The 16713-nt window shown below is 73.1% G+C and carries 11 protein-coding genes; 3 read left to right on the top strand and 8 right to left on the bottom strand.

Annotated elements, in window-relative coordinates:
- Nucleotides 1-156: 156 nt before the first annotated feature.
- From ACQUFX_RS20895 to ACQUFX_RS20875, 5 genes are all read right to left on the bottom strand, one after another.
- Nucleotides 157-609, bottom strand: a complete 453-nt coding sequence (locus ACQUFX_RS20895) for a flavin reductase family protein (protein WP_428967023.1) — start codon at nucleotides 607-609, stop codon at nucleotides 157-159.
- 84 nt (nucleotides 610-693) lie between these two features.
- Nucleotides 694-1173, bottom strand: a complete 480-nt coding sequence (locus ACQUFX_RS20890; RefSeq protein ID WP_067371523.1) for an acyl-CoA thioesterase — start codon at nucleotides 1171-1173, stop codon at nucleotides 694-696.
- 3 nt (nucleotides 1174-1176) lie between these two features.
- Nucleotides 1177-6999, bottom strand: coding sequence for a type I polyketide synthase (locus ACQUFX_RS20885; protein WP_428962025.1), 5823 nt, complete (start codon nucleotides 6997-6999; stop codon nucleotides 1177-1179).
- Between the two features lie 94 nt (nucleotides 7000-7093).
- The gene (locus tag ACQUFX_RS20880) at nucleotides 7094-8092 is read right to left on the bottom strand and encodes an enediyne biosynthesis protein (RefSeq protein WP_428962024.1); all 999 of its coding nucleotides are present in this window, start codon (nucleotides 8090-8092) and stop codon (nucleotides 7094-7096) included.
- On the bottom strand, nucleotides 8089-9972 hold the full coding sequence (locus tag ACQUFX_RS20875) for a CRTAC1 family protein (protein WP_428962023.1): 1884 nt from the start codon (nucleotides 9970-9972) through the stop codon (nucleotides 8089-8091). The genes ACQUFX_RS20880 and ACQUFX_RS20875 overlap by 4 nt, the downstream gene beginning before the upstream one ends.
- Before the next feature lie 662 nt (nucleotides 9973-10634).
- Between ACQUFX_RS20875 and ACQUFX_RS20870 the strand changes: the two genes are divergently transcribed.
- Both ACQUFX_RS20870 and ACQUFX_RS20865 read left to right on the top strand, forming a co-directional pair.
- Nucleotides 10635-10949 carry a hypothetical protein gene (locus tag ACQUFX_RS20870; protein ID WP_067371529.1) on the top strand — a complete coding sequence of 105 codons (315 nt, stop codon included), beginning with the start codon at nucleotides 10635-10637 and terminating at the stop codon, nucleotides 10947-10949.
- Between the two features lie 149 nt (nucleotides 10950-11098).
- Nucleotides 11099-12649, top strand: a complete 1551-nt coding sequence (locus ACQUFX_RS20865) for an NAD(P)-binding domain-containing protein (protein ID WP_428962022.1) — start codon at nucleotides 11099-11101, stop codon at nucleotides 12647-12649.
- Nucleotides 12650-12652: 3 nt separating this feature from the next.
- Here ACQUFX_RS20865 and ACQUFX_RS20860 read toward each other — a convergent pair whose 3' ends face one another.
- The 3 genes from ACQUFX_RS20860 to ACQUFX_RS20850 form a co-directional block, all read right to left on the bottom strand.
- The gene (locus tag ACQUFX_RS20860; protein WP_428967022.1) at nucleotides 12653-13252 is read right to left on the bottom strand and encodes a nitroreductase family protein; all 600 of its coding nucleotides are present in this window, start codon (nucleotides 13250-13252) and stop codon (nucleotides 12653-12655) included.
- Nucleotides 13253-13458: 206 nt separating this feature from the next.
- On the bottom strand, nucleotides 13459-14562 hold the full coding sequence (locus ACQUFX_RS20855) for a carboxylate-amine ligase (RefSeq protein ID WP_428962021.1): 1104 nt from the start codon (nucleotides 14560-14562) through the stop codon (nucleotides 13459-13461).
- Between the two features lie 181 nt (nucleotides 14563-14743).
- A complete protein-coding gene (locus ACQUFX_RS20850; protein WP_428962020.1) occupies nucleotides 14744-15859 on the bottom strand; it encodes a M20/M25/M40 family metallo-hydrolase in 1116 nt (371 codons plus the stop codon).
- A gap of 292 nt (nucleotides 15860-16151) precedes the next feature.
- Here ACQUFX_RS20850 and ACQUFX_RS20845 point away from each other — a divergent pair, with 292 nt between their 5' ends.
- Nucleotides 16152-16697, top strand: coding sequence for a carboxymuconolactone decarboxylase family protein (locus tag ACQUFX_RS20845; protein WP_428962019.1), 546 nt, complete (start codon nucleotides 16152-16154; stop codon nucleotides 16695-16697).
- Nucleotides 16698-16713 lie beyond the last annotated feature (16 nt).

The raw sequence follows: 16713 nt of genomic DNA, 5'->3' as shown, positions 1-16713 counted from the left end.
CGGATGACCGGGCCTTCCCCGGCGGGGCAGGACACGAGGCCGGGCAGGGCACGGGGCCGGGCAGGGCACCGGGCCTTCCCCGGCCGGGCACGGCACGAGGCCGGGCCGGCCACGCGGGGTGCGTGGCCGGCCCGGCCGTGGGGTGTGCCCCGGTTCCTACCCGACCCGACCGAACCGGCCGCCGTGGAACAGCAGCGCGTCGCTGGTCCCACCGCGGCCGGTGGCGAGCACCGAGCCCAGGAAGATGGAGTGGTCGCCGCCGTCGTACACGGCCGCCAGCTTGCACTCCACCCAGGCCACGTTGCCGGCCACGATCGGCGTGCCGGTCTGCGGCCCGGGGTGGCACGGCACCGTCTCGAACTCCCGCTCGTCGCGGGGCCGGGAGGAGTTGGCGAAGTACCGGGCCAGCCCCTCCTGGTCGGCGCCGAGGATGGAGACCGCGAAGGTGCCCTGGGCCAGCACGGTGTCGTGCATGACGGAGCTGCGTTTCACGCACACCAGCACCATCGCCGGGTCCAGCGACACGGAGGCGAAGGCGTTCGCGGTCATGCCGTGCGGCAGGTCCCGGCCCGAGGTCACCACCGTCACGCCGGTGGCGAACATCCCCATCACCGCCCGCAGCTCGGCGTGGTTGCCCACGGCCGGCGCGGGCGCCGGTACCGTGACCGGGCGCTGGTCCGCTGTGGTCACGGCTCAGCCCTCCCCGACGCCCTGGAGCACGCCCCGCCCGCCGCCACCACCGACGGAGGGCAGGGCGTACCGCGACAGGGCCTCCCGCAGCGCGTCCGGCACCCGGGTCGGCCGGGTGTCGGTGTTCGGGCCGCGCATGCACGCCACCCGTTGCCGGCCCCGGGCCACCAGCTCCTCGAAGCCGTCGCGCAGCCGGACGTAGTCGAAGGCGAACCCGATCTGGGTCTGGGTCAGGTCCTCCAGCCGCATCCGGATCGACAACTCGTCGAACGCGGTGATCTCGGTGAAGAACTCGCACTCGCACTTGAGGGTGAACAGCTTCAGGTCGTCGCGGATGTCAGCCAGCACCTCCGGCGCCCGGTCCCGCAGGAACATCTCCCGGCACCGGCCCTGCCAGCGCATGTAGTTGACGTAGTAGACGTTCCCGACGAGGTTGGTCTCCTCGAAACCCACCAGGTGCCGGTACTCGTAGTACGACTCCATGGCTCACCTGCCTCCTTCCGCCAGCATCGTGAACACCACCGGGTCGCCGGCCCCGTCCAGCGCGGTGACGAAGGTGGCGATGCGCGCCGGTCCCGAGCGCAGGGCCACCCACCCGGCGGGGCCGTTCGGCTCCGCCGCCAGTTCGATCCGGCCGTGCCCGACCTTGCGCAGGCACTCGACCGCGCCCCAGACCCGGGTCGCCGCCACCGACAGCTCCTCGCCCTGCTCCCGGGCCACCAGCCCGGCCAGCGCCAGGCCGTCCGGGCCGATCAGGCCCTCCCACTCCGCCTCGGTCCGGGCCGCGGCCAGCTCGACGTCGCAGGCCACGGTCCCGGTACCGGTGACGGCGAAGGTGACCCCGGTGGCGTGGGAGGCGGAGACCGCCACCCCGCCGTCGACCTCCGGGGCGCCGTCGGGCCGGTACCGCACGGTCGTCTCCGCGCCCAGCGCCCAGCTCAGCGCGCGGGCGGTCTGCCGCCGCCGGCCCGCCACCCCCGTCGCGCCCGGGTCGTCGGGGCGGACCACGCAGCGCAGCTCGCCGGGGAGGAACGCCCCGACCCGCCGCTCCAGGTACGGGCCGACCAGCGCCGGCAGCCACGGCCCGGTGCCGTCCTGCTTGCGGACCGCGTGCAACCGCAGCCCCACCCACCGCTCGACGAGGGTGCCCTCGGCGTCGCAGACGTCCACGTCGTAGTGGTAGGTGTCGCCCTGGCGCAGCCGTTCCACCGCGTGGATGGTGACCGTGTCCAGGGTGGCGGCGACCGCCGGATCGGCCAGGTGCAGCCGCTCGATCGCCCCCGGCAGCAGGGTCGCGTCCGGTACGCAGCACTGCAACGCGTGCATCACCGTGTCCCGGGTACCCGGGTCGCCGAGGACCAGCTCGCCGGGGCGGTACCGGGCGAACCAGGGGTCGGTCGACCGGTTGGCCACCCGGGCGGTGCAGCTCGTCGCCGCCAGGTCCAGGTAGCCCAGCAGGCGCTGGAACCGCCGGCCCTGGAACAGCACCGGGCCGTACAGGTCGCGGGGCGGATCGATGGGCAGCGGTTCCGCCCCGGCGGTGGCCGGTCGCGCCGGGACCTGCACCGGCTGGTCCCAGCGCAGCCGGGCCCGGAAGTGGTCGGCCTGGAAGGCGGTGTCGCTGCTGCGGATCACCGCCTGGACCGCGCCGTCGGAGCCGGCGAGCACCGCGATCCGGATCGTGTTGGCCCCGGTGGGCGGTACCACGATCGGGCGCAGCAGTTCCACGTTCTCCAGCACCGGGGCACCGGTGCGCCCGGTCAGCGCCGAGGCGGCCTGCGCCATCGCCTCCATGCCCAGCACGGCGGGGAAGAGCAGGTCCCCGTCGAGCAGGTGGTCGGGCAGGTAGAGGTCGTCGTCGGCGGTCAGGTCGGCGTCCACCACCAGCTCCACGCCGGGGTAGTGGACCTGGGGCCGGTCGACGAAGCGCAGCAGCGGCAGCTCCGGCTGCGGCAGGGTCACCGTCGGCAGGCCGTCGGCACGGCCCATCACCACCATGGCCTGCGGCGCGGACGGGCTGGCCAGCACCTCCTTGAGGATGTCGATGCCGGCCTGGACCGGGATCGGGGCGATGCCGTCGCGGGTGAGCGCCTCCAGCACACCGAGCTTCTCGCCCATGCCGGCCCCCGACCACACCGACCACTCCAGGGCCAGGCAGCGGATGTGCGGGTAGTCCTCGCCGACCCGGCGGGTCAGGTCGGTCATCCAGTCGTTCGCGGTGGCGTAGTGCGCCTCGCCCCTGAGCCCCGCCCGGCCGATGATGCTGCCGAAGGTGACCAGCAGCCGCAGGCTGTGCGGGTCGGTCGCGGCCAGCACCGCCTCCAGGCCGTCGATCTTCGGGGCGAGGGTCCGCCGGAACGCCGCCTCGTCCAGGTTGGCGACGGCGGTCGGCTCGTTGCGGCCGGCGCCGTGCAGCACGCCGGTCACCGGGCCGAGCACCCGCTCGATGTCGTCGACGGCCGCCTTGACCTGGTCCAGGGCGGTGATGTCGGCCGGCACGTAGTGGTAGCGCACCCCGGCCGCGGTGAGCCGGTCGAGGTTGGCCGCCAGCTCCGGGTCGGTGCTCGGGTCGGAGCGGCCGACGAGGCCGACCGCCGTCCCGGTGTCCCGGCCCAGGGCCAGCGCGCACTCGGCGGTGATGCCCTTGCCGCCACCGGTGACCAGCAGCACGTCCTCCACACCGAGGCCCGCGTCACCGCCCGGCGGCAGCTCCACGGCCCGCAGCACCGGCACGGACCGGTTGCCCTCGCCGTCGTAGTGGACCTCGCTGAACCCCGCGGTGGCGGCCACGTCGGCGGTCACCCGGGCCACCTTGGTCGCCACCACCTGCCCGGGCAGCTCGTCGGCCAGGGGCATGGTGACCACCGTGACGGCGATCTCCGGGTGCTCCTGGTGCAGGGTCTTGGCCAGGCCGGCGGCGGTGCGCCGGTCGCCGACCGCGACGAACCGTACCGGCGCGCCCTGCGACAGCGCCGCCCGGGCGGCCCGCAGCAGCACCGGGACGTGCTCGGGCTGGCCGTCGCGGGGCAGGCAGAGCAGCACCCCACCGCCGACCCGGGCCTGCTCCAGCGCCACCCGCAGCGGCTCGGCCAGGGGGTGGGGCCCGGCGACGAAGGACTGCCAGCCGCCGTCGACCGGCTCGCCGACGCGGGGACCGACCTCGGTGGGCACCAGGTCCACCGCGAAGGCCCGGACCCACGGGCCCACCCCGGTGACCACCGGCGCGCGGTCGTCGGCGGCGGTGCCGGTGCCGGCGGCCTCGTCGAGGATCTGCGCGATCTCCGCCACCGTGGCGGTGGCGTAGGCGGAGGTCAGGGTCGGGGCGGACACGTTCAGCTCGCGGGCCGCCTGGTTGACGATCTGCCCGACGGTGATCGAGCTGAGGTGCAGCTCGTCCAGCGGCCGGCTGTCCGGCCGGACCGCGTCCAGCGGCAGCTCCGCCCGCTCGGCGGCGAGCCGGCGCAGCAGCTCCAGGCTGTCGGTCACCGCACCCGGGCCGGAGACCACCACCGTGGCGCCCGCCGCCGGACCCGCGCCGGTGGCGGCGACCGGCTCGACGGTACGGGCCACCGCGAAGTCCCCGGTGGGGGCCGACTCGGCGGGGCTGGCCAGGAAGCGCAGCGGCCGGCCGGGCTCCAGGGGACGGGTGAACCGGTCCTGGAACAGCGCCGCGTGGTTCACCGGCGCACCCACCGCGTACGCCGCGCCGACGGCGGCGAGCAGGCCCGCCAGCGACAGGCTGTCGCTCTCCAGGGAGACCGTCGGCACCTCGGGGGCGATGTCGGCGGCCAGGCCCCGCAGCACCCGACCCGGCCCGACCTCCAGCAGCAGGTCGACGTCGTCGGCCAGCCGGCGTACCGCCTGGGTGAACCGCACCGGGTCCAGCACCTGCCGGCGCAGCAGCTCGACCACGTCGGTGTCGGCCGGCAGCACCTCGCCGGTGACCGTCGAGACCAGACCGTCGCCCAGCGGGCCGAAGGACACCCCCCGGAGGTGGTCGGCGAAGGCCACCGCCGCCGGGGCGACGGCCTCGGAGTGGAAGGCGTGCGACACCGCGACCCGGGTCCAGTACAGCCCGGCCCGTTCGGCGGCCGCGCCGACCCGCTCGACGGCGGCGACCGGGCCGGAGACCACGGTCTGCTGAGGGCTGTTGTAGCCGGCGATCACCACCGGGGTACCGGCCAGCAGCGGCTCCACCACCTCGGGGGCGGCGGAGATGCTGGCCATGGTGCCGTCCCCGGCGCTGGCCTCGGCCATGATCCGGCCCCGGGCGGCGGCGGTGTCGATCAGCGTCGACTCGTCCATCGCGCCGGCCCAGTGCAGGGCGGTCAGCTCGCCGAGGCTGTGCCCGGCCGCCCCGGTCGCCCGGATGCCGAGCATCGCCAGCGCCCGCAGCCCGGCGACCGAGGCGGTGACGATGCGCGGTTGGGCGACCGCCGTGGCCACCAGGTCCGCGCCGGGCGGGGGCTGGTGGTCCCGGTACAGCTCGTCGACCTCCTCGAAGCGGCGGCGCAGCGCCCCGCCGTCGGCCCGCCGCCCGGCGCCCTGGCCGGGGAAGAGGAAGCCGATCCGGCCGGCGGCGCCGGCCGAGCCGAGGAAGACCCCGCCGGGGGCGTCGATGACCCGCTGCTCGCCGGCGGTGGCCAGCTCGGCCAGCCGCTCCAGGCGCTCGCGGGCCTGCTCGGGCGAGGCGGCGACGACCGCCGCCCGCACCGGCCGGTCGGCGAGCTGCCCGGCCAGCTCGGCGGCCAGGTCGCCCAGCTCGGCGTAGGACAGCCGGCCGGCCCACGGGGCCAGCTCGGCCGCCCGCGCGGCCAGCTCCTCGGGGGTACGGGCGTCGAACAGCAGCAGCTCGGCGTCCTGCCGGGAGCGCACCAGGGCCGCCGTGGCGGCGCCGATACGGGTCCGCCGGCCGTGCTCCGCGCTCTCCAGCACCACGTGCGCGTTGATGCCGCCGAAGCCCATCGAGGAGACGGCGGCCCGGACCGGCTTGTCCGCCGGCCACAGCTCCGCCGTCGAGGGCACCCGCACCGCGGGCCGCTCCACGTCCAGCACCGGGTGGGTGTCGACGTGCCCGGTGGCCGGCGGGATCACCTGCTGCCGGACCGCGAGGATCGCCTTGAGCAGGCCGGCGACCCCGGCGGCGGCCTTGGTGTGGCCGAAGTTCCCCTTCACCGTGCTGATCGCGGCCGGGGCGCCGGTCGGGTCGGCCTCCTGGCGGGCCTCGGTGAAGGCCCGCAGCTCGGTGGCGTCCCCGACGGCGGTACCGGTGCCGTGGCCCTCCAGGTACGCGACCGAGTCGATGCCGAACCCGGCCCGCTCGTACGCCCGGCGGATGGCCAGCCGGTGGCCGCTGGCCTCGGGACGGGTGATCCCGCCCTTGCCGTCGGAGGAGTACCCCCAGCCGGCGATGACGGCGTGCCGGCGCAGCCCGCGCGCCACGGCGTCCTCGTCGCGCATCAGCACGAGCATGCCGCAACCCTCACCCGGCCAGAACCCGTTGGAGTTGCGGTCGTACACCCGCATCTCCCCGGTGGCCAGCGCCCCGGTCTTGGCGAACCCGATCACCTCGAACGGGTCGATGCTCAGGTCCACCCCACCGGCGACGGCGGCGTCCAGGTCGCCCCCGGCGAGCGCGTTGCAGGCGGTGGCGACGGAGAGCAGCGAGGAGGAGCAGGCCCCGTCGACGGTGTACCCGCCGCCCTTGAAGTCGAAGTGGTTGCAGACCCGGCCGGCGATGGTGTTGGCCAGCCCGCCGGCCAGGGTGTCCTCGTCGATCGGCGGGAAGGGCTCCTTGTACCGGGGCTCCAGGTCGTCGAGGAAGGTGCCGACCTCGGCGTCGTCCCAGCCCTGCTCGCGCAGCGCCGCCCCGACCGTGCGCCGGACGTACGGCCAGCGCAGCCGCAGCAGGTTGGCACGGCTGAACTCGCCGGTGAGGGTGTTGCCGATGACCACACCGGTGGTGGCCAGGGGCAGTCCTGCCCCGTCGGGGAAGCCGGCGTCGGCCAGCGCCCGGGCGACGGTGTCCAGGGCCAGCCAGTGGGTCATGTCGGTGGAGCGGAAGGTGCTGCCCGCGATCCTGTACCTGACCCGGTCGAACTCGAAGCCCTCCAGCACCGCCGCCTTGGCGGAGTAGAACCTGTCCGGGGCGGCCGGGTCGGGGGAGTAGTAGTCCTCGTGGTTCATCCGCTCGTCGGGCAGCCGGCGGAAGGCCCGGCGGCCGGTGAGCACGTTCTCCCAGAGTTGGTTGGGGTTCTCCGCGTCGGGATAGCGGCAGGCGATCCCGACGACGGCGATGCGCTGGCTCATGTTCGCTCCTTGCCTCGGTGGTGGGTCGTTCCCCGGAGGGCGACCCGGTCGGCCGGCGTGTACCGGCCGACCGGGCACGTCCCCTGTCGTGGGGTCACGCGACGCTCCGGGGGACGTCGAGGGTCAGCCCGGCGGGGGCGGCGGCCCGCTCCCGTGACTTCTGGCGCAGGTGCGCCACCCACCAGCCCAGTCCCCGCAGGCCGCAGACCACGACCACCGCGAAGAAGAGGGTGTAGACGACGTTGAACAGCATCAGGACGCCGTAGACCATGGCGACGCCGGAACCGAACATGAACTGGTTCATCGGCTTGACCGGCGTGGTCCCCGGGTCGGTGATCATGTAGTTGGTGAAGAGGATGAACGCCACGCCGGTCATCACCGACAGCGCGGAGAAGAGGGCGACGTCCCAGATCCAGGCCCGCAGGAAGGCCTGGATGGCGAAGCCGCCGAGCCAGCCGACGATCAGCGGGACCCGCCGGGTCAGCATGGCGTTGATGATCGTGCCGGCGGTGATGATGATGACCGGGATCATGATGCGGAAGTACGTGTTGGCGTGCTCCGTGAACTGGTACGGCGGGGCGATGGAGATCCAGGAGCCGAAGCAGACCAGCGCCATCGTGATGCCGAAGTTCGACGGGTTCATGTAGTGGCGCATCCGGCCGTAGATCGGGGCCTGCAGGACGTACTTGCCGGTCACGCCGATGATCACGGCGAAGGCGATCGGCAGGAACATGTCGTTGGCGTAGAGCAGCATGTTGCAGGCCAGGGCGGTGATGTGCGCGGGGAGCAGGAACTCGTACACCCGCCGGCCGCCGCCGCCCATGAAGCGCGGGGTCTCCCGCTTGGCCTTGGCCCGGATCAGCTCGAAGACCAGCTCGGTGGCGTACCCGGTGAGCACCGCCAGGATCGGCCAGAGCCACGGCTGCTCGAAGCCGAGCAGGGTGTAGCCGAAGATGTTGAAGACGGTCATCGAGATGGCGAAGTTGCGCAGCGCGAGGTACCGACGGTCCGGCTCCGGCTTGGCGGGCGCCGGCGGGGCCGCCGGCGCGGGCGTGGGCTCGACGCTCTGGGGGGGAGGGGCGACGGTGGTCATCGGTTCGGAACCTCCTCGACGCGGTCCGACAGCACGAGGGTGTGCGTGCCGGCGGTGAGCTGCTGGCTGGTGCGGTGCAGCGTGCCGTTCAGGTCGCGCCAGCGCAGGTCGACGGTGACCGGGCCGCTGGTCTCGCCGAGGCCGAAGTGGACCTCGAAGCTGCGCTTGCCGGAGTGCCCGCTGCCGCCGTCGAGCTGGGAGATCTGCTTGCGGCCGTCCGGGGTGGTGACGGTGACCGTGGCCCCGTACGCCGGGGTGCAGAGCATGGCCTCCCCGCTGGCGCCGGGCACCGGGCGGTACAGCCGCAGGTTCAGGAAGTTGCCCCGGGAGGGGGCCTCGTTGGCGTAGAAGGCCGGCGGTCCCCACTGCCGGGCCAGGGCGAGATCCAGTGCGCCGGTACCCCGGGTGTCGGACATGGCGATCCCCCGGGTGGGGATCGGCACGTCCATGCCGAGGTCCTTGGTGATGTTGGCGTACTCGCCGCTGCCGGTGCGGGCGAAGAAGGCGAACGGCTGGCTGCCGGCGATGTCGTCACCGGGCTGCATGTTGGGCCACATGGCCGGGTTCGACATCAGGTTGTCGTTCATCATGGCCATCTCCTGGAGCCACGGCCACCGGTCGATCGTGCCCTTGACGAAGCCGAGGGTCTGCACCACCTCGGGCTTGCCGCTGTTCAGGAAGTCGCCGAACTTGATGTCCCAGCCCCAGCCGCTCCAGGCCATTCCCAGCGGGCGGGCCTCCTGGGTGAAGGGGGCGATCCCGCGCTCCAGGCTGGCGAGCATGGCCTTCTCGTCGCTGGCCTGGTTCATCCAGATGTAGTTGCTCTCCTCCAGGCCCCAGGCGGTGGTGATGTTCGAGACCGCCATGTCGAAGCGGCCGTCGCCGTCCAGGTCGCCGAAGTCGATGCCCATGCCCTTGAAGGAGCCGCGGGCGATTACGAAGGACTTGGGGGTGGTGGGGGTGGGCTCCCCGAAGACGGCCTTGAACCTGATCCGCCCGGGGGTGGAGACGTTGTGCAGCATGTGGTCGTGGCCGAAGTCGTTGGCGATGTAGACGTCCGGCAGACCGCGCCCGGTCAGGTCGGCGCTGCCCAGGCCGAGGGTCCAGCCGGTGGACTGCTTGTGCGGGACCGCCCCCCGCTGGGGGGTGAAGACCACCGAGGGGGTGTCCCCCGAGGTGGCCGAGGTCCAGCGCAGCACCTGGGCCCCGCCGCCGTTGGTGGCGGTGGAGAGGGACTCGTTCATCTCCACGTTGTCCTGGCCCTCGCGGCCGAGCACGTCGGACTCGGGGAAGTAGTTGCCGATGATGACGTCCGGCTTGCCGTCCCCGTCCAGGTCGTTGACCATGGCGGCGTTGGTGTGCCACTTCGGCCCGTGGTACAGCCCGTCGGGGGAGAGCTGGGGCAGGATCTCCTGCCGGTGGTAGGTCGCGTTGGAGACCCCGGTGGCGCTCTCCTTGTGCAGGAAGAGGATCGGCACCCGGCCCCAGTAGGTGACCATCAGGTCCATCCGGCCGTCCAGGTTGTAGTCACCCGGTACGCAGGCCATCGGGGCCATGGTGTCCGTGTCGATCGGCAACGGCGCCGCGTCGAGGACGAAGGGTTCGAAGCGGTCCTGGGCCGGGGCGGTGGGGGCGTAGGTGACCACCACGCTGTTGGTCCGGGTGTCCACGAAGCACAGGCTGTTGGCCCGGCCGTTGCCGGTCAGGTCGTTGATCGCGATGGCCGCCCCGACCGAGGAGACCCAGGACCGGATCTTGTGGTACGAGACGTTGACCTCGCGGATGTCCTTCTTCGGCAACTGGTCGTAGCCGGCCGGATAGGCGATCGGCATCTCGGCGAAGCGGTATCGTGGTGCCGCCTCGGCACCGCTGACCGACACGCGGGCGTCGATGATGAAAAAGAGCGACGCCGCGAGTAGGATCGCCACTATTCCGGGACTGAGTGAGCGTGCGCGTTGACCCAGCACGGTACGGTCTCCTTACAACAGAGCCATCGGCTTCTGCCAAAGCCGATGGCATGAACAGGGCAGACGGCAGCACCGCGGTTGCGCCGTGCGAGGCGTCGTCGCGGTGCGGGATGAGGAGTGTCGCCTGACGGTGTGGGATTGCACCGACGGGGCGGGTCGACCGGGTGGAGGGGCGGTGCCGGTCGACTGTCGGGCTTGGTCGTGCGATTCGGGCGTGCCTGGTTTCCTCCTGCGGCGAGCGGGGAAAGGTGAGGGCGGGCGGCCGGATCGGGCCCATGCTCATCCTGCGACGCTGGCGATCGGGCGCGCTTCTTTCACATTGCTCCCGACGTTTCCGCAGCGTGCGAATGGTTTGACTCGCATTTACCGGCCGGTTTGACGGGTCAGATCCCAATAGTCAGCGCGTGCGGGATTGGCCCCACTGTGTCCACCGCCCGGGGCGAAGACAGCAATATGGCGACTAACCCTCGCCCCCGCGATGGCTAGCGTGGTTTGCGGCGCTGCCCGAGGCGCCACCCGGGCCGGCTGACCGCGACGCCGGCGCCGCCCGGACCCCGGGAAGAGAGGAAGCCGCCGTGTCTGTCGAGGGAATCTGGAAGGTGGCCGTGGCCACCCCGTTCGGCACCCGTCGTACCGAGCTGACGCTGTCCAGTGCGGACGGTGTCCTGCAGGGGGTCTCCCGTGGCGAGAAGGAGACCCTGACCCTGCAGGACCTCCGGCTGGAGGGCAACCGGCTCTCCTGGTACCAGTCGATCACCAAGCCGATGCGGATGGACCTGTCCTTCGACGTCACCGTCGACGGTGACGAGATGACCGGTACCGCCAAGGGTGGGCCGATGCCCGCCGCGAAGGTCAGCGGTCACCGCCAGTCGGCCACCCAGCCCGCCTGACCCGCTGCCGACCGCCCCCGGTCCCGGACCGGGGGCGGGGCCGGCGGGACCACCGGAGCCGTCCCTCCGGCTCGATCATTCAACCCGGTTATGTATTGACTTGTATGGATTTGTCATGAAAAGTCATGGTACTCGACTCGGGAGTAGCCATGACCGACATGCCCCAGCCCACCGAGCACCACCGCTACCTGATCGTCGGAGGCGGCCCCGCCGGCCTCCAGCTCAGCTACTACCTCCAGCAGGCCGGCAGCGACTACCTCACCCTGGAACGGGCCTCCGCCCCCGGTGAGTTCTTCCGGACCTTCCCCCGGCACCGGCAGCTCATCTCCCTGAACAAGGTGCACACCGCCAGCACCGACCCGGAGATCCGACTGCGGTGGGACTGGAACTCCCTGCTGCACGAGCCCTTCGACCTGCCCTTCGCCGACTACAGCCGGGACTACTTCCCCTCCGCCGACGACCTGGTCCGCTACCTCGGCGACTTCGCCCGCCACCACGACCTCGCCATCCGCTTCGACACCGAGGTCCAGCGGATCGAGAAGGCCGGGACGGGCTTCCGGGTGCACACCGCCGACGCGCTGTTCACCGCCGACTGCGTCGTGGTCGCCACCGGCTGGGGTCCGCCGAACGTCCCCCAGGTGCGCGGCATCGAACACGCCGTGGGCTACGAGGAGATGAGCACCGACCCCGCCGACTACGCCGGCCAGCGGGTGCTCATCCTCGGCAAGGGCAACTCCGCCTTCGAGACCGCCTCGGCGATCCTCGGCCACGCCGCCATGGTCCACGTGGCCAGCCCCAACTTCCTGAAGCTGGCCTGGAACACCAAGCACCCCGGGGACGTCCGGGGCCACCACGGCGCGGTCCTGGACAGCTTCCACTTCAAGACCCTGCACTCCGTGCTGGACTGCGTCATCGACGAGATCAAACCGGTGGGCGACCGGTACGAGGTGCACCTGACCTACACCCACGCCGAGGGGGAGACGGCGGTCATGGAGTACGAGTCCGTGCTCCGCTGCACCGGGTTCCGCATGGACACCTCCCCGTTCGACGAGGAGTGCCGGCCCCGCATGGTGCCCAGCGGGCGGCTACCCGTCACCCGCACCGACTGGCAGTCGGTGAACGTGGACGGGCTCTACTTCGCCGGCACGCTCGCCCAGGACCGGGACTTCAAGAAGGCCAGCTCGGCCTTCATCGACGGGTTCCGGTACAACCTGCGGACCCTCACCGCCCTGCTCCGCGAGCGGTACGAAGGGGTCCCACTGACCTACGACAAGGTCGAGGCCGACGCCGATACGCTCACCGCGACGGTGCTCGACCGGGTCAACTGGTCCTCGGCGCTGTGGACGCAGTTCGAGTTCCTCTGCGACGTGCTGGTCGTCGACCCGGCCGGCGGGGTCCGGCACTTCCAGGACCTGCCGGAGGACCACGCGGTGCAGCGCTTCGGCGGCGAGAGCCACTACTACACCTTCGGCCTGCGCTGGGGGCGCGACGAGTACCCCGACGTCTTCGGCATCGAGCGCCACCCCCGGCCCGAACTCGCCCACGAGAGCGCCTTCATCCACCCGGTGATCCGCCGGTACCGGGGTGGGGAGCTGGTCGAGGAGCTGCACCTGCTGGAGGACCTGCTGGCCGAGTGGCGTCGGCCCGACCGGCACGTACAGCCCCTGCGGGACTTCTTCGAGGCCGACCTTCAGCGCTGAGACCTACCGACGGACCATGACCTCCGACAGGGGCTTGCGGGTCAGCCGGGGCACGGTGACACCGTCGGCCGGGTACCCGACCGGCATCACCAGGCAGGCCCGCTCCTCCGTCGGCCGCTCGCAGATCTCGTTGAGGAACCTCATCGGGCTGGGGGTGTGGGTGAGGGTCGCCAGCCCGGACAGGTGCAGGGCGGTGATCAGCACGCCGACGGCGATGCCCACCGACTCCTTGACGTAGTACGGCTTCGGGGTGTGCGGCCCCTGGTGCACCTCGAAGACGACGATGACCACCGGGGCGGTCTCCAGGAAGGGCTTCTGCCAGTCGGTGCCCATCGGCGCCACCGCCTCCAGCCACTCCTGCGGCGCCCGGCGGCGGTAGAACTCGATCTCCTCGGCCTCGGCGGCCTCGCGCAGCCGGCGCCGGCGCTCCGCGTCGGTGACGATCACGAAGCGCCAGGGTTGCAGGTTCGCGCCGCTGGGCGCCGTCGCGGCGGCCCGCACCGCCTCCTCGACGACGTCCAGCGGCACCGGTTCGGGGGAGAAGTGCCGCACCGACCGGCGGGCGGCCATCCGGTCGGCGAACGACCGGGCGGTGCTGTTCATCAGGGTGGGATCGAGCCGGTCCAGGTGGAACGGGGTCGTCGCGGTCTGCTGCACGGGGAGCCTCCAGGAGGGGTCGGGGGCGTCTCCAGCATTACCCACACCGGTGGCCGACGGTTGTGCGGAATTGCCCAGTCACCGACCCTTTCGGGCCGGGCGGCGTCGACCTGCCCCGACCCCGGAGATCTCCGCCGGCCGGGCCCGGTCGGTCAGCCCGCCGTCTGCTCCGCGAGGTAGTCCACGACGTCGGTGAGGTCGCCCCGCCGGGCGGCGGCCCGCTGCCGCCGCGCCCCGGTGCCCCCGGCCAGCAGCCGGTCCAGCCAGCCGACGACCAGGTCGTGGTCACCGTGCGCCCGCAGGACCGGGTGCAGGGTCCGGACCAGGTCGCCCACCAGGTCGGCGGCGGGCCGCAGGGCACCGCTGCGCGGGTCCACCCCGGCGCCGTCGAGGCCGTCCCGGGCCGCCCGCCAGTACGCCACCCGCAGCAGGTCGGCCGGGACCTCCGGGGCCGGCTCGCCCCGCTCGACCGCGGCGGACAGGTGCACCACCAGGGCCCGGACCAGGGCGGCGTACAGCGCCGCCTCGTCGGCGGTGGCGGCGGAGTCGGCGACCCGGACCTCCACCGTCGGGTACCGCTCGGAGGGGCGGACGTCCCAGAAGATGGTGGCCCGGTCCACCAGGGCGCCGGCGGCCAGCAGCCGCTCCACCACCTGGTCGTAGTGCTCCGGGGAGGTGAACACCGGCGGCGGCCCGGCCACCGGCCAGCGACCCCAGACCGTGGTACGCCAGCTCGCGTACCCGGAGTCCCGCCCCGCCCAGTACGGCGAGTTCGCGGTGAGGGTGAGCAGCACCGGCAGGTACGGCCGCAGGTGGTTGCCGACCAGCAGGGCCCGGTGCCGGTCGGGCATCTCCACGTGGACGTGCAGCGCGCACAACGCCAACTCGTCGTGCAGGCCACGGAACGTCTCGTTGCCCCGGGTCTGTCGGGGGCCGACGGTCATCGGCGGCGGCACCACCCCGGGAACGGGCGCGGTGCCGGTGGCCACCACCCGCAGCCCGGCGCTGCGGGCGGCCTCGGCGACGACCTTGCGGGCCTCGGTGAGCTGGGCCGCCACCTCGCCGGCGGTGCCGCAGGGCGGGGTGCGGGTCTCCAGTTGCAGGGTGGTGATCTCGCCGGAGACCCGGTCGCCCAGCAGGGCCGACGCCGCCGCCACCACCTCGGCGGCCCGGGGCGCGGGGGCCCGGGTGACCGCGTCGACGACCAGGAACTCCTCCTCGACCCCGAAGCGCGGGGGTGGCGTGGCGGCACTCATGTCGGGGGTCGTCCTCCCGCTCGCTGCGTCGGTGACCCGTCCGGGTCACCGGCGGCGCGGAGCCGGGCCGCGCGCCACCTCGGCCCACCATTATGGAGCGTCGACCGGCGGGAGGACAGGTGCCGAGCGGCAGCGGCACCGGAGTGTCGCGCCGCCCGTCGCGGCGTCGCCGAGGGGGCGGTCAGGTGCGGGTCACGGCGGGCCGGGCCGCCGCCAGGCCGCTGCGGCGATGCGCGGTCAGCACCCCGGCGACCGTCCCGGCCAGCAGGGCGGCCCGGTCGGCGAGCTGGGTCACGTCGACCCATTCGGTGCGGGCGTGCGACCCGCCGCCAACCCCGCCCAGCCCGTCCAGGGTGGCCACCCCCAGCGAGCCGGTGAAGTTGGCGTCCGAGGCGCCGGGGGCGTGGGCCCCGGCCAGCGGGGGCAGGCCCAGCTCCCGGCCGGCGAGCCGGGCGAGCTCCAGCAACGGCAGCGCGACCGACTCCTGGAGGGGGTACCGGTTGATGCCGCCACCCACCACCAGCGCCGCCTCGGGCAGCCAGGGCGTCATCGCGTGGATCATCCGGTCGACCCGGTCCAGCTCCTCCCGGGTCCAGGCGCGCACGTCCACGCAGAAGGTCGCCGACTCGGGCACCTGGTTGCTGATGCTGCCGGCGCTGAGCACGGTGGGGGTGACGCTGGTCCCCTCGGTGGCCAGCGCCCGCACGGCGAGGACCTGGTGGGCCAACTCCACCGCCGCGTTCACGCCCCGGTGCGGCTCGACGCCCGCGTGCGCGGCCCGACCCTGGACCGTGATGCGGTACATCGACCCGCCCTTGCGGGCGACCTTGAGGGCGCCGTCCTCCGTCGACGGCTCGGCGACCAGCACCGCCCGGGAGCGGAGGGCCTGCTGCTCGATCAACGGCCGGGAGGTCGGTGACCCGCTCTCCTCGTCGCAGGTCAGCAGCACCCCGACCCGGGAGGTGTCCGGCAGCAGGGACAGAGCGGTGACCATCTGCACGATGCCGGACTTCATGTCGCAGACGCCCGGCCCGGTGGCGATCCCGTCGGCCACGGCGAACGGCCAGTCCGCGACGGTCCCCTCCGGCCACACCGTGTCGTAGTGCCCGAGCAGCAGTACCCGCTGGTCCTCCGCCGGCCACAGCAGGTGCGGCAGCCCGTCGTGCAGGACCCGGACGGCGGGCCGGCCCAGCACCGGGCTGATCCAGCTCTCCAGCAGGTCCGCGCAGTCGTGCAGGCGGCGGACCGCGCCGGGAGGTGACTCCTGGTGCACGAGCTGACGGAGACGATCCACCATGGTCCCGGCCTGTGCCCGGGACCGCTGCCCAAGTTCCGCTATGTCGACCATGGCGCCGATCGTGGCAAGCCTTCCCGACCTGCGGCAATACGCATCCGTGCCCTGCTGGTCGCACTCCGTGTCGGTGCTGGTAAAGGCGGTGGAAACGGCACGTTCGGAGAAGTCACGCCGGGCCCGGCCGCTGGGTGGAAACGGGGCACGCACGGAGAAGCGCCCAGACCGGAGGGTCCGGCATCATCCGCACAGGACCGCGTCGCCGCCCGGCCGCGGCCGAACCCGTCGAGGAGACTCCGTGGCACACATCGATCTGGGTCTGGACGAAACGCAGTACCCCGGGATCACCGGCCTGATGCGCTTCCGGCCGGAGACGGCGGCGCCGCTCAACGCCCTGGCCGAGGCGTTGCTGCACGCCCCGCACCCGAGTCTCACCGCCGGGGAGCGGGAGCTGATCGCCGCGTACGTCTCCGGGCTCAACGAGTGCACCTTCTGCTGCGAGTCGCACTCGGCGTTCGCCGCCGAGCAGCTCGACGGCGGGATGCCGCTGGTGCTCCAGGTCCGCCAGGACCCGGCGACGGCGGAGGTGTCGGCGAAGCTGCAGGCCCTGCTGCACATCGCCGGGGCGGTGCAGAAGACCGGCCGGGCGGTGACCCCGAAGCTGGTCGAGGCGGCCCGCTCCGAGGGCGCGACGGAGCTGGAGATCCACGACACGGTCCTCATCGCGGCGGCCTTCTGCATGTACAACCGGTACGTCGACGGACTCGGCACCCAGCTCCCCGAGGAACCGACGGCCTTCGAGCAGCGGGCCCGGCAGATCAAGGCCAACGGGTACGTCGGCTGACCGGACGCCGGCCGGG

It is taken from the genome of Micromonospora fluostatini, from assembly GCF_050410825.1.
GTDB lineage: Bacteria > Actinomycetota > Actinomycetes > Mycobacteriales > Micromonosporaceae > Micromonospora > Micromonospora rosaria.
This window is presented reverse-complemented; position numbering and strand designations above follow the sequence as displayed.

What these genes read in the sequence shown, in the direction of transcription:
- ACQUFX_RS20880 (WP_428962024.1), bottom strand. Translation starts at nt 8,092, where the DNA reads ATGACCACCGTCGCCCCTCCCCCCCAGAGCGTCGAGCCCACGCCCGCG.
- ACQUFX_RS20855 (WP_428962021.1), bottom strand. Translation starts at nt 14,562, where the DNA reads ATGAGTGCCGCCACGCCACCCCCGCGCTTCGGGGTCGAGGAGGAGTTC.
- ACQUFX_RS20885 (WP_428962025.1), bottom strand. Translation starts at nt 6,999, where the DNA reads ATGAGCCAGCGCATCGCCGTCGTCGGGATCGCCTGCCGCTATCCCGAC.
- ACQUFX_RS20865 (WP_428962022.1), top strand. Translation starts at nt 11,099, where the DNA reads ATGACCGACATGCCCCAGCCCACCGAGCACCACCGCTACCTGATCGTC.
- ACQUFX_RS20895 (WP_428967023.1), bottom strand. Translation starts at nt 609, where the DNA reads ATGGGGATGTTCGCCACCGGCGTGACGGTGGTGACCTCGGGCCGGGAC.
- ACQUFX_RS20860 (WP_428967022.1), bottom strand. Translation starts at nt 13,252, where the DNA reads ATGAACAGCACCGCCCGGTCGTTCGCCGACCGGATGGCCGCCCGCCGG.
- ACQUFX_RS20850 (WP_428962020.1), bottom strand. Translation starts at nt 15,859, where the DNA reads ATGGTGGATCGTCTCCGTCAGCTCGTGCACCAGGAGTCACCTCCCGGC.
- ACQUFX_RS20890 (WP_067371523.1), bottom strand. Translation starts at nt 1,173, where the DNA reads ATGGAGTCGTACTACGAGTACCGGCACCTGGTGGGTTTCGAGGAGACC.